The following is a 13,223-nucleotide window of genomic DNA, read 5'->3' as shown; positions in this document are numbered from 1 at the left end:
CGGAGATACGACGTCCAGGAGTATTCAAAGTTCTGTTCGTGTCGGCTGTGCGGGCAGTTCGAACGGGTGGGTCGCCTGCTCGACGACGGCGGCCCCCGCCGTCGCTGCTGGATCGAGCGCCGTCGCGTGGACCGATCTTCCCCGACGGTCGAGGGGTGAAACGGTGGCGGCGTCTCGAGTCCGAACTGCCGGCCGAAATCGGACGGAACGTCTCGCGTTCGCACGGCAGACCACGCCCGGGAGGGTGGTACTGGCAGGGTAGACCCGATCATGTTAGAGCGTCTGACGGTCGGCGTTGGTGTTCGATCCGATGACGTACTCGCGTTCGTGGACACCGGTGGCGCTTAACTCCTCCCCGTGGCGGCCCGTTCCGTCCGGATAGACCATCGTATCGACGATCGCGTTCCAGACGGCCATTTCGCCGATCTCGCCGTCGAGGTCGCGCTTTGCCCACCGGGAGTTCGCCCCCCAGCCTTCGACCTGTCCCTCGAACCGATCGCCGACTTCGGTGTAGAGGTGGTCGAACGACCCCCCTTCGGCGACGATGCCATCCCGGAACACGACGTAGATGAGCCCGATCTCCTCGTCGGACTCCTCCCGGTTCGTCGCGTCGGACTCGTAGAAGAGGACGAGATCGTCGTCCTCGGTGTCGTGATACAGTTCGTCGACGGTGATGCCGTTGTCCTCGAGCAGGTGGTGAAACTCCCCGGCGGTCGCCTGTGGGTCGTCGCCGGGCGCTTCGGGTTCGGCGGCGACGCGTGTGTCGTCCGGAAGTACGCCCAGACAGCCGGCGGTGAGCGAAAGCGTGAGCGAACCGACCGCGCCGAGCGTCTGCCGGCGGGAGAGTCGCGGTTTCGCCACGGATTCCTCGGAGTCGTGGCGTCGTCCCGACTCGTCGGGTGCGTCAGCCGTGTCCACAGGAGGTTTTCGCATACGTTGTGTGAGAATTACGCCAGGAGGTCAAAAACGCGTCGGCCATTCCCACGGGATGCCTCGACCCGGCCGCCTCGAGTCGCGGGCGTGGCCGATAATACAATAAACGTCGGTTCCCTATCGCCGCTATCGTGATCCCTCCGAGGCGAGTCGATACCGGACAGGGGTGTGCCGGACCGCTGCACCCGGATGAAGAAGAGCCATCGCCGAGCCGGTCGCGGATCGGACGATCGACCGAGGTGGCCGTCCCGCCACGCCGACCGACTCGGTGGTCCCGTCGGCTCGTTCGCGTCGCGGTCGTCGTCTGTCTCGTCGGTTTTCTCGCGGCCATCGGATCGATCGGCGTCGCCGCGGCGTCGGCCGGTACGAGTTACGCCGATACGGCGGGTGCCGGCCCTGAGGTCCCGCTACAGGTCGACGAGCAGTGTGATCCCGCGGCGGACGATGTCGTCGTCCGGTTCGGTGACGACAACGTCGTCAGCGGCTCGCTCGCGGGCGACTGTCCCGCCGATCCGTACGTCCACGTCGAGGACTCGAGTGAGACGTTGACTATCGACGACGGCGTCGTCCGGACCGAAAGCGGCGAGAAAGCCACGGTCGACGGGAAGGAGATCCACCAGTTCGACGGCCAGGAACCCGATCTCCTCGTCTCGGACGGCGAGTTCGTCAACTCGTCGCTCGTCGTCGACGACGACGGGTTCGTCGTCCTCGAGGACGACGGGGACCAACACCTTCGGGTGGACGACGACCGCGTCCGCTTCGACGGTGATCCCCGGCTGTCACTCGAGATCGTCGAGGCGACCTCGGAAGTCGCCGAGGGTGAGTCCCTCGATGTGACGACCGAGGTCGAGTACCTCGGCTACCACGAGTTCGACGGGACGGTTACCGTGAATATGGCGAACGAGTCGGGCCCAGTCGAGGAGTTCGAGTCGGGCGTCAGCTTGCAACACAGGGAGTCGACGACCACGACGGAGAGCTACGAGACGAAAAACGGTGACGCCCCGGTGATCGATATCAGTTCCAGTATCGGGGGAGCGTCGGGAAGCGTCGGTGTCGCAGCACCGCCCGACAACGCGAGCGTCGACGTCGAGGAAGCGAAGATCGTTCTCGACGTCGCCGATCACAACCGGCCCGCCGAAGGCGACGATCTCGAGGTGACGGCGGAACTCGAGCGCATCGGAGACATTCCGCGTGACGACTACGACGATCAGTTTTTGATGGAGTTTTTCGTCGACGGGGATCGGGACGGCGACTGGAGCCGGGTCAGCAGTAGGGCGGTCGATCCGGTCGCAGGGAGTTCGTCGACGACGGAGACGTTCACCTACTCGACGAGTGAGGGTGACGGCCCGGACGTCGACGTCGGGCTCACGGTGTTCGACGGAGATATTTCGGACGATCCGGAGTGGCACAACAGAGTCGACCACCGAACCGTCCCGGTCGTCTCGGAGGACGCCTACAAACAAGAGGCCGCGGTGAATCTAACCAGCTGGAACGCACCGGAGGAAGGCAACGACCTCGAGCTGACGGCGGATATCGAACACGACGACCTCCCGGATGGATCCCACACCGTCCCGGTCGTCTTCTACGCGAACGGCGAGACGATCGAAGAGCGAAGCGTGGCGCTTTCCGGTCCGGGCTCCGATTCGGTCTCGGAGTCGTTCACCTACGAGACTACCCAGGGCGATGCGCCGGACGTGACTGCCGGCGTTCGGACGCCGGGCGATCGCCAGTCCGAATCGGTCCGTGTGTTCGGCAGCGGCTTCCAGGTCGAGATCCTCGAGACGAACGCGCCGGTAAACGAGTCAGAACGGATGCAGGCTACCGTCGCGATACAGAACATCGGTGACATCGCCGACGCCCAGGACGTGCGACTGATCGTCGATCGGGCGGGAGACGATCCGGACAACAGACTCGAACGACGACAGGACAACGCCAGTATCAACCTCGGTGTCGGCGAGACGACGACCGAGCAGTTTAGCTATCGGACGGGAAGCAACGAACCACCCGTCGTCGATCTGATCGCGAGAAGCGAGAACGACGAGGATCGAGTGACCGCGACCGTCCGACCGGACGCACCACGCTTCGAGGTCACGGAGATCGAGCTTCCGGAATCCGCCGAAGCGGGAGAGGAGATTCCGATCACCGCGGAGATTACGAACGAGGGTGCCGCTGGGGGAACGCAGTACATCGAAATCGAGACGGCCGACGAACTCGTCCACATCGATCGATCCACCCTTCCCCCAGTGGAGAACACGACGGTGACGTTCACCGATACGGTACCGGAGGGCGAGGAGACGGTCGAGTACGCGGTGTCGACCGAGAACCATACGGCGACGGAGTCGCTCTCGATCACTGGCAGTACCCAAGAGCCAACCGAGGCGCCGGCCGACCCTGACGAGACGGAATCCGACGACGAGCCTGCCGACGACGACGAACCTGCAGGAACGGCCGAGCCATCCGAACCGAGCGAAGCGGTCGAAGACCCGGAAAGTGGGATCTCTTGGCTTCGCGTCGCCGTGGGAGCCGTCGTCTTTTTCGTACTCGTGGTGATGGTCTTGCTCGTCACCGCCGCGACACTCCTGTATCGAAACGATCCGGAGAACTTCCCGCCGGACGGCGACACCATTCGGGCACACGCAGAGGCCGCCACATCGCGTGCGAAGACCACACTTGCTGCCGTCGTCACCGCCGCGAAAAACGGCGACGTCGGGACGCTCAAGTCGATTCTCGGGCTCGGCCCGGGAACGCTCGTCGTCCAGAACGAACTGCCTCGAGCGGCGACCGTCCGCGTCCGCTGTCAGACCGCCGACGACACGGTCGTTCTCGAGGACATGGAACTGGGTCCGGACGAACGCCGCGATCTCGGATCGTTGCCGAACGTCAGCCAGTTCAAAGTCGGTGCTGGCGTCGACGACATCACCGCTCACGAGGAGGTCTTTCAGGGAGTTTCCGGCGATATCGGCGTCGTTCTCCGGACCGACGGGATCCTCATCGCGAACCACACGTAACCGGCGGTAGCACGCGAGTCATACGGTTTCCTGTCGGTCAATTCCGGCGCAACCCCCGACCCGGGCGGCGGTTCCGCCGGAACGGTGTCGTCCGACGTTATTTCCCAGCTGTGAAACTCAATATAAATACAGAATTTATTTATTCGAGACAAACCTGTTCGTTGATAATGCGAATCACAACGGGCGTACCCGGCTTCGACGCGCTGGTCGACGGCGGCATCCCGAAAGACCGGTTGTACGTGATCAGCGGCCCCCCAGGAAGCGGGAAGACGACGTTCTGTGCACAGTTCGTGACGAAAGGGGCGATCGACGGCGAGACGACGCTGTTTCTGACGCTTCACGAAACCGAAGCGGAGCTGGTCTCGGATCTCGGTAACTACTCGTTCGGATTCGACCAGGCGGTCAACTCGGGCCACGTGAAGGTGATAAACGCCTTCGAGAGCGAGGCCAAACGTCTCCTCTCGTCGTCGTCACGGAACTCGAGCGAGTTTCCCAAAAGCGTCGACAACCTGGCGAACCAGCTCGTCGCGTTCGTCGAATCGAAAGGCGTGGATCGACTCGTCATCGACTCCGCGATGTTGCTCGAGTACTACTTCTCCGACGACCTCGACGCGCTAATCAAGTTCCTCACGAAACTGAAACGAGCCGACGCGACGGTGCTTTTGATCTCCGAGATGACGGACCCGACCTCCTACACCGACGGCCACTATCTCGCTCACGGCGTCATCTTCATGCACAACTACCTCGAGTCCGGCGGGATGACACGGGGCATCCAGATCATCAAGATGCGGGGGACGAAAATCGACTGTGATATCCGCAAGGTCGAGTTCACGGACCACGGACTGCGCGTCGACCCCAGCGAGAAGATCCAGAGCTGAGATGTACGAACGAGCCTTCGGCACCGACTGGGAGCGCATCGACGACCGCGAAGAGGTCGTCCGACGTGCGTTCGCACTCGGCGTGGCGGCACGGCTTGGCGAAACGCATCCGGGCGAACTCGAGCGCCTCGAGTCCCAGACGGAGACGAGTTACGCTCAGAGCTTCGTCGATCTGGCCTACCAGAAGGGCCGAAACGAGGCGAGAGAAGTGCATGAATCGGCCGACGACGACGAGGTCTGGGAGATGCTCGTCGAGAAAAAAACAGTCGTCGAAGCGCCCGACCGGGGTGAGGACGACGAATTCGACGACATCGACCCTGACGCAGATATCTTCGAGGAGACGACCGTCCCCGCTGCACTTCGCCGTATGGCGGTCGATTCCCGACCGGACGACAGCACCGATCGGGTCCGACAGCCCTCGTTTCTCGAGAGGGGCGGTGGAACCAGACCGCAGAGCGGGTCGGACGGGGACCGATCGGTGTTCGGTCGGTCTCTCGGGGATAGTCACCAGCGCACCGACCACGAGGAGTCGACCGACGAGCCAGAGAACGAGGCCGAAGGCGGCGATCGAACCGCAAACGAACGGGACACCACCGGAGCGAGCGGCGACGAAGGTGACGGGACGACACCACGAAAAGAGCCGACAGACGACTCGGACGGGACCGATTCGTCGAACCGAGGATCCGACGAGAACCGAACCGACGACCGCTGACTCGATACTGAGTGGCGTCCCAAGCCTGCACTGATGGGTGAAACCGTGTGTGGGTGACTGGTTTCACTCATCAGTCGACGCTTGGGACGGTACTGAGCAATTCTCTCGAGACGCCTCTGTGACCCATACGGATTGCTGTCGCTGTCTGCCGCACACGGGCCCCGTTTTCCGGGTGCGGCGGTACTGACGCACAGCAGTCTCACAGTACAGCAGAGCGTATCACAGGACTCGTTCGACGCCATCCGCCCGCTTGACGATGAGCGACGCCGTCTCCGGATCGAACTCGATCGACCGCCCGTACTGTCCGCCAAAGTCCGTCGCGGCCAACGTCACGCCGTTGTCCTCGAGTTCACGACAGAGCGCGTCGACGTTCCGTTCGCCGATCGTTCGATCGCCACCGTCGAAGTCGACCATCGTCGCCGCGCCGGCGCTTTTCGCCCACGCCCGGCTCGGCTCCCCACCAAGGTTACGAAACGCCGACAGCATCGACGACAACCCTGAATCGGCGAACTTCGCCATCGGGTGGTGACGACTGTTCGCGGCCGTCGCCGATGGGAGCATGAAGTGTAACAGTCCGCTGACGCCGGCGAACTCGTCGTGTATCGCAACGCCGATACACGAGCCGAGCCCGCTCGTCTTGAGCGACACCGTCTCGTCGGTCACCGCGAAGTCGGCAATGCCGACGAGGATGGCCCCCTCCGGCGGGTCGTGGCGATGTGGCCCATCTGCCGGATCAGTCATCGTCGCCACCACCGACTCGAGCCGACGCCCAGTCGGGCCCACCATCCCCGAACAGCGACTCCGGCCGACACCCAGTCGGGCCCACCATCCCCGAACAGCAACTCCGGCCGACACCCAGTCGGGTCCACATCCCCGACGACGGAGAGACCAGCAGCGCTCGAGTCAGACCCGGACACGTTCACCGTCACAGCGTGTCCACGTCCAGGATCATCACGACCTCCCCTTCCCCGAGCACCGATGCGCCGCTGATTCCCGGGGCACCGCTCAGAACCCCTTCGAACGGTTTGATCACGACCTCCTCCTGGCCGACGACGTCCGAACACCGGAGACAGACCTGGCGAACTGACTCGGTGATCCGAATGACCATATCGTCCGGCGAGGGTTCGTCGGTCGGAACGTCGAGTCGCTCGCCAAGAGAGAGCAACGGATAGACCTGCTCGTCGTGTGTCACCGTCTGGCGACCCTCGACCGATTCGATCGTGACGTCCTCGAGTTCGGAGATCTCGTCGATGTTCTTGATCGGTACCCCGTACGTTTCGTCCCCGACGGTAACGAAGAGGACGCGGACGATGGCGACGCTCACCGGCAACATTAGCGTCACGCTCGTTCCCGCTCCTGGTTCGCTTTCGACGCTGATCGAACCGTCGACGCCGCGGACAACCTGATTGACCACGTCCATGCCGACACCGCGCCCGCTGACCTCCGTGACCTCATCCGTCGTCGAGAATCCGGGGTGGAAGATCAGGTCGTACACCTCCGAGTCTTCGAGGACACGGGCTTCTTCCTCGGTGAGGACACCCTGATTGATCGCCTTCTCTCGGATCTCCTCGACCTCGAGTCCGCGACCATCGTCCTGGACCGTAACGGAGACGCGGTCGCGGTCGCGTTCGCCGATCAGCTTGATCGTCCCTTCTCTCGGTTTTCCCCTCCGTTCGCGTTCCTCCGGCGGCTCGATCCCGTGATCGACGGCGTTACGGATGAGATGCATCAGCGGATCCCCCAGTTCGTTCAGAATCGACCGATCCATCTCGATGTCGACGCCGTCCATCTGGAAGTCGATCTCCTTTTCTTGCTTGCGAGCGAGGTCGCGAACGACCCGCGGGAAGTTACCGACGATCTTCTTCAGCGGAACGAGTCGGATTTCGAGGACCGTATCCTGGAGGCTCGCGGTAATCTTGCCGTGTTCCTCGAGTTCGTCCTCCGCTTCGACCAGTTCGTTTTCCTCGACGATCTTCCGGAGTTTGATCCGGCTCGTCACCATCTCCTCGACCTGGTTGTACAGCTGATCGATCTGTTCGACGTCGACCCTGATCGACTCGACCTCCTGGCTGGCGTGGGCGAACCCGGAACCCGAGTCGGTTGTCGAGGCGTCGTCCTCGCCGTCCGAGTCGCCGTCCTCATCAGTCTCCGTCCGCTCGGCGGCGATCTCGTCGGTCACCTGGGAGACGGCAACCGCATCGACGTATCGGTTGTCCTCGTAAAACGCCGCCACCTCGTCGGTCGAGACGTCCGGATCGGTCAGCACGTAGGCGTCGAACGAGGCGTCGAACTCGCCGTCCTCGATCGTTGCGCTGTCCGGCTCGAGGCCGACGAGGTCGTACTCGTCTTTGATCGCATCGATGACGAACATGGCGTCGACGTGTTCCGAGCCGGTTTCCTCGAACTCGACGACCGCACGGTAGACGTCGGCATCCGCCGGCAACTCGGCGTCGATCTCCTCGGAGAGCGCCTCGAGTGGAACGTCCCGTCCCGACGAGACGTCGCCCAAGCTCTCGGCGTTGCCGGCGGATTCGTCGGCCCCAGCGTCGTCCTCGCCGTCGGTTCGTTCGTCGTCGATCGACGCCCGGATCTCCTCGATCGTCGCCTCCGGGTCGGTCTCGGTTTCTCCGTCCTCGGAGATCTCCTGGACCATCCGATCGAGCAGGTCGACGCCGCTGAAGATGAGGTCCATCCGCTCGCCCGTCACCGCGAGTTCGCCGCTTCGGATACAGTCGAGTAAGTCCTCGACCGCGTGGGCGATCTCGCTTGCGTCGGTGTACCCCATGACGCCGAAGTTACCCTTGAGATTGTGTGCGACCCGGAACACCGTCTCGATCGAATCGGAGTTCTCCGGGTCGTCGGCGTTCTCGAGATCCAACAGCGCGTTGTTGAGTTGCTGGATGTCCTCCTGGCTCTCCTGGACGAACGTACTCGTCGGATCGCTCACGAGGACCACCCCCTGAACGCGTTGGTGATCCCCTCGGCGATCCGATCCTCGGGGAGAACCATATCCACGTCGACTCGCTCGGCGGCGACCTTCGGCATCCCGTACACCCGCGAGCTCTCCTCGTCCTGGACGATCGTCTTGCCGCCGGCGTCGGCGATCGACTCGAGGCCCGCCGCGCCGTCGGCACCCATCCCGGTCATGACGACGCCGACGAGATTTCCGGTGACGTGCGTCGCTGCAGTCTCCATCGTCACGTCGATCGCCGGCCTGACGTTGTGACGTTTGGGGCCGTCGTCGTTCGCCACCGTGAGCCGACCGCCGGTCACGTCGGTCACCTCGAGGTGATACCCGCCTTTCGCGAGGATTCCCTCGCCGGGCCCGACCGTATCGCCGTCGGTTGCCTCACGGATCTCGTAGTCGGTTCGTTCGTCGAGACGCTTCGCGAATCGTTTCGTGTAATGATCAGCCATGTGTTGTACTACCAGGATTCGTAATCCTGCTCGGTGTGGAAGTTCGGACAGCACGCGCTCTACGACTCGCGGACCGCCGGTCGATGCGCCGATGACGAGCGTCGGATCGGACGGGAACTCGTCGGTAGCGTCGACCGTCGGCGTCGCGCTTCGGATCGTGCGCCCTCGATCGTCGTCTCTCGTGTCGACGGTCGCTCCCGCGACCGCACGAACGCGGTCGACGATCTTGTCCTGTTGGGTCCAGATGTCGACCGAGTTGTCCCCGGAGGGCTTCGCGATGAAGTCGACCGCGCCGGCCTCTAACGCCTCGAAGGTGGCGTCGGCGTTTCTGGTCGTCTGCGAGCTGATAACGAGCATCGGCGTCGGGTTCTCCGCCATCACGCGTTCGATCACCTCGTGGCCGGTCAATCCGGGCATCTGGATGTCGATCGTCGCGATATCCGGCTCGCAGTCGGCGATGAGTTCCACCGCTTCGATCCCGTCTTTTGCCCGCGCGACGACGTCGATTCCGCCGTCCGACAGGATCTTGCCGAGCGTTTCGCGCATGACCGCGGAGTCGTCCGCAATGACGGCTCGGACCATCAGGAGATGACGTCGTGGATCGCGTTCTGAATCGTACTGTTCTCGAACGGCTTCGTCACGTAGCCGTCCGCCCCGGCCTCGATTGCCGGTTCCATTCGTTCCTGTTGGGTCACGCTCGTACAGAAGATGATCTTCGCATCCGGATGGAGTTCCTTGATCGTGGCAGTTGCTTCGATTCCGTCGACACCCGGCATCACGATATCCATGACGACGACGTCAACCTCCGCCGTTTGGGCGATCTCGATCGCTTCCTCGCCGTCTCCAGCCTCCGCGACGACGTGAAACTCCTCGGAGATCGCCCCCCGAAGCACTGATCGGACCGCTTCGGAGTTGTCGACGATCAAGACGTTCACTGCCATGGGGCAGGATTGTGAGGTTCGGCGCATAAAGAATTCGGCCAATACCGCCGATCGAGACAGTCGAGTTGCCTCGTTGTCTGGAACCCTGGCTGATTTGGCCGTGTCAGTTATGTAGGCAGAGTTGAAACGACTCAAGCGAATGGCGGGACCCGCTCGGCTGTGTGTAACAAACCAGAAAGGTGGCGTCGGGAAGACGACCGTAGCCGTCAACCTGGCCGGTGCGTTGAACGAACTCGGACACGACGTCCTGTTCGTCGACCTCGATCCACAGGGGAACGCGACGGAAGGACTCGGCCTCCTCGAGGCCTACGACGCCGAACCGCCGTCGCTGCTCGATGCGTTGATCGATCCGACGGGCGTCTCCCCCGAGGAGATCGTCTACTCGCACGCGGAGATGGACGTCGTCGTCAGCAACATCGACATGAACGCCGCCGCGTCGGCGCTCGCACAGGAGTCCGGACCCGAGACGCGTCTGGCGACGCTGTTGGACGGGATCGACGGCGATTACGACTACGTCGTCGTCGACTGTCCGCCCCACCTCGGCGTGCTCACCGACAACGCCCTATACGCGACCGAGAACATCGTAATTCCCGCACTGACCGAACCCACGAGCAAGCGATCACTCGAGTTGCTGTTCGATTACGTCGGCTCACTCGAGATGGAACACGACCTCGAGATCGAGCCGATCGCACTCGTCGCGAACCGGATCGAAACGACGGGCGAAGACGAAGCGATGCTCGCGTGGTTCGAGGAGGCGCTTCCGGATGTCCCGATCTTCCGGGTGCGAAAACGCGTCGCACTCCAGCGGGCGTTTACCGCCGGAACGTCGGTGTTCGAAGCAGACGAGGAGATCGATATGGCCGAGGTATTCATAGATGTCGCCGAACAGGTCGAGGAATCGATGACCGACACGGAGGTACTCGCATGACCGACGACAGAGCGGAACGCCTTCGTAACCTCAGGAACCGAACCGGAAACGGCCGAGACGACACAGCCGAAAACGCCGACGCCGAATCCGAACGGACCGACGAGGCGGACGAACAGTCGATCGAGGGCGACGACGCCTCGAACAGCGACGACGGGAGCGGAGAATCCGTCTCGTACGACGAATCCGAACACGTCGAATCGGAGCCAGCTTCGTCAGCGAGCGGTGCGCCCGACACGGAGACTGCTGGTGCGCCCGATACGGAGGCGACCGCTCCGCCAACGGCGAATGTGTCAGCCCCATCCGAGACGGAATCGAGAGCGGAGTCGACCGATCCATCCGGGGCGGACGCACAGGGCGGCGTCGACGCCGCCCTCCAAGGGGCGATCGCCGACACCTCGAGCATGATGGCGGCGACCGAGACGATGGGGGCCGAACCAACCGTCGACGCGTCCGCCCTCGAGGCTGACGTCGACGAAGCGAGCAGGGCTTCGATCGGGGAAAACGAGGGGGTCTTCGATCGCGACGAGACGCTGATCCACTCCGCCCACGACGCCAAAAACACCGTTCAGATGCTCGAGTTCTACCTGAACGAGAACCGATACGCCATCGAGATCGACCGGATCAGCGCCATCGTCGAGATGAAAGATATCACCAGGTTCCCTCGTGGACCGGACGCGATCGACGGCGTCACCGATCTCCGCGGAGAGATCACCGGCGTGCTCGATCCAACGACCATGCTCGACGTGGAACGAAACGAGTGTTCGGACGACCAGTACATCGTCGTCCTCAAACGCGACGACGACAAACAGAAGCTCGGAATTCGCGTCACGGACGTCTCCCAGGCGGTGACCTACCGGGAATCCCAGATCGACGAGACCGGAACGGTCATGGACACCACGGCCGACCACCAACACGAGTTCATCGAAGGGATCATCAAGAAAAACACCGACAACCGAACCAGCCTCGTCACCTGGCTCGACGTCGACGCGATTATCGAAAATACGGGGTAACTCCCCGTCCGCGACGGGGACGGGAGATCCCGTGGTCCATACGAATTGTTGTCACGTGTTACCGGAGATCGCTCGAACGGGAGCATCGATCACCGGTACCGAGCGACGAGAGACCGTATCGGACGGTCAGCTGTACGGTATCGTTCTAATTGGACACCGTATCCAGCGGTGGGTTACGTACCCCTCGAGTGAATTACCACTGGCCGAACCACCGGCCACGATCATGACACTACTATCGACCACTGTCACGACTCTACTATCGACCACTGTCATGACTGCACCATCGACCACTGTCATGACTGCACCATCGACCACTGTCCAAAGTGCAAAAACACTTATTTAGCTGTCTCCCACTTTCTCGACTATGTCTAGATCCGACGGTGGAGCGACCGATACCGACGTCGATACCAGCCGACGCATTCAAACGTTCGACGTGGGATCCGCCGACGTGAACCGGGCGAGAGAACTTGCGTCACTTCGTCCGGACGACGAACGAACGCTCGAGTCGATCGCCCACGTGTTCGCGGCGGAACGCGACGACCTCGCCACGGGATTCGTCGAGGCCGTTTGCGAACACCCAGCGGCCGACGCCCTCGATCAAGACGAGCTGGACGGATCGCTCGAGCGAGAACAACGCGAATTACTCGAGGAGCTCCCCCACGGCGAGTGCGACGCGGCGTTTTTCGACCGTCGGCTTTCGGGGAACGAAACCGCCACACTCCTCGCGGCCGGTCCGGACGCCTACCTCGGATCTCGGGAAGTATACTACGAGGGGGTTCTCCGGGCGATCGCCGACGACGTCAAAGCCGAATACGCTCCCGAGACCGACCTCGAACCGGTCGAGGACGAGCGAACCGACGGTGGCGCCGTCACGACCAACGCCGACTCACCGAACGGGGTTTCGGACGCAGTCGACGCCGTCGTCGATCGAGCGCTCGCGTTCGTCCGAATCGCAAACGTCGACGAACAACTCGCGATGCGGGCGTACGCGAGTGCACGGGACGATGAAGTTGAGGCGTACGAGGCAAAACTCGAGCGCCAGCAATCGAAACTGGACGACTACGAGCGCCAGATCGAGGAGTACGAAGCGAAACTCGAACGAACCGAAGACAGCCGAGAAGCCCTCGAAACCGCGACGGAGCGCGTCAAATCGTCGGTCGACGAGGTTCGATCGGTGTCGGACGACGTCACACGGCGGACGGAGAGGATCGACGATCTGGCAGACGAACAGGAGGGGTCGATAAACGAGATCGCAGGCGAGATCTCCGGCCTCTCGGCGACCGTCGAGGAGATCGCTTCCAACGCCGAGGAGGTAAGCGCCACCAGCGAACGCGCCGAGGAACTCACTGACGACACCACCGACACCGCCCAGGAGGCGATCGAAAAGATGGAACGC

Annotated in this window: 11 protein-coding genes; 6 read left to right on the top strand and 5 right to left on the bottom strand. The window is 62.8% G+C overall.

Annotated features, from left to right (window positions below; all coding sequences use genetic code 11):
• Positions 1-273: 273 nt before the first annotated feature.
• Entirely contained in the window at positions 274-933 is a 660-nt protein-coding gene (locus tag GRS80_RS19950) for a hypothetical protein (protein ID WP_160049116.1), read from the bottom strand.
• Positions 934-1,172: 239 nt separating this feature from the next.
• Here GRS80_RS19950 and GRS80_RS19945 point away from each other — a divergent pair, with 239 nt between their 5' ends.
• The 3 genes from GRS80_RS19945 (at position 1,173) to GRS80_RS19935 (ending at position 5,531) form a co-directional block, all read left to right on the top strand.
• Positions 1,173-3,941, top strand: coding sequence for a hypothetical protein (locus GRS80_RS19945; protein ID WP_160049115.1), 2,769 nt, complete (start codon positions 1,173-1,175; stop codon positions 3,939-3,941).
• Between the two features lie 167 nt (positions 3,942-4,108).
• Entirely contained in the window at positions 4,109-4,819 is a 711-nt protein-coding gene (locus tag GRS80_RS19940) for an ATPase domain-containing protein (protein ID WP_149081783.1), read from the top strand.
• A gap of 1 nt (position 4,820) precedes the next feature.
• Positions 4,821-5,531, top strand: a complete 711-nt coding sequence (locus GRS80_RS19935) for a hypothetical protein (RefSeq protein WP_160049114.1) — start codon at positions 4,821-4,823, stop codon at positions 5,529-5,531.
• A gap of 219 nt (positions 5,532-5,750) precedes the next feature.
• Here the strand turns inward: GRS80_RS19935 and GRS80_RS19930 are convergent, their stop codons facing one another.
• The 4 genes from GRS80_RS19930 to GRS80_RS19915 all read right to left on the bottom strand — a co-directional run bounded on the left by GRS80_RS19930 (position 5,751) and on the right by GRS80_RS19915 (position 9,889).
• Positions 5,751-6,272 (bottom strand): chemotaxis protein CheD, encoded by a 522-nt coding sequence (locus GRS80_RS19930; protein ID WP_160049113.1) that lies wholly within the window; start codon positions 6,270-6,272, stop codon positions 5,751-5,753.
• Between the two features lie 184 nt (positions 6,273-6,456).
• Positions 6,457-8,487 (bottom strand): chemotaxis protein CheA, encoded by a 2,031-nt coding sequence (cheA, locus tag GRS80_RS19925; RefSeq protein WP_343161678.1) that lies wholly within the window; start codon positions 8,485-8,487, stop codon positions 6,457-6,459.
• Positions 8,475-9,530 (bottom strand): chemotaxis-specific protein-glutamate methyltransferase CheB, encoded by a 1,056-nt coding sequence (gene cheB, locus GRS80_RS19920; protein ID WP_160049112.1) that lies wholly within the window; start codon positions 9,528-9,530, stop codon positions 8,475-8,477. Before cheB ends, cheA begins: the two co-directional genes overlap by 13 nt.
• Positions 9,530-9,889 carry a response regulator gene (locus GRS80_RS19915; RefSeq protein ID WP_160049111.1) on the bottom strand — a complete coding sequence of 120 codons (360 nt, stop codon included), beginning with the start codon at positions 9,887-9,889 and terminating at the stop codon, positions 9,530-9,532. Before GRS80_RS19915 ends, cheB begins: the two co-directional genes overlap by 1 nt.
• 139 nt (positions 9,890-10,028) lie before the next feature.
• Here GRS80_RS19915 and GRS80_RS19910 point away from each other — a divergent pair, with 139 nt between their 5' ends.
• The 3 genes from GRS80_RS19910 to GRS80_RS19900 form a co-directional block, all read left to right on the top strand.
• The gene (locus GRS80_RS19910) at positions 10,029-10,817 is read left to right on the top strand and encodes a ParA family protein (protein WP_160049110.1); all 789 of its coding nucleotides are present in this window, start codon (positions 10,029-10,031) and stop codon (positions 10,815-10,817) included.
• Positions 10,814-11,827, top strand: coding sequence for a chemotaxis protein CheW (locus GRS80_RS19905; RefSeq protein ID WP_160049109.1), 1,014 nt, complete (start codon positions 10,814-10,816; stop codon positions 11,825-11,827). Before GRS80_RS19910 ends, GRS80_RS19905 begins: the two co-directional genes overlap by 4 nt.
• Positions 11,828-12,191: 364 nt before the next feature.
• A partial coding sequence (locus tag GRS80_RS19900) for a protoglobin domain-containing protein (RefSeq protein ID WP_343161677.1) occupies positions 12,192-13,223 on the top strand: 1,032 nt, incomplete at its 3' end.

The organism is Natrialba sp. INN-245 (assembly GCF_009807105.1).
Taxonomy (GTDB): domain Archaea; phylum Halobacteriota; class Halobacteria; order Halobacteriales; family Natrialbaceae; genus Natrarchaeobius; species Natrarchaeobius swarupiae.
Note: the sequence above shows the minus strand (reverse complement) of the source record. Positions and strands in the feature narration are given on the sequence as shown.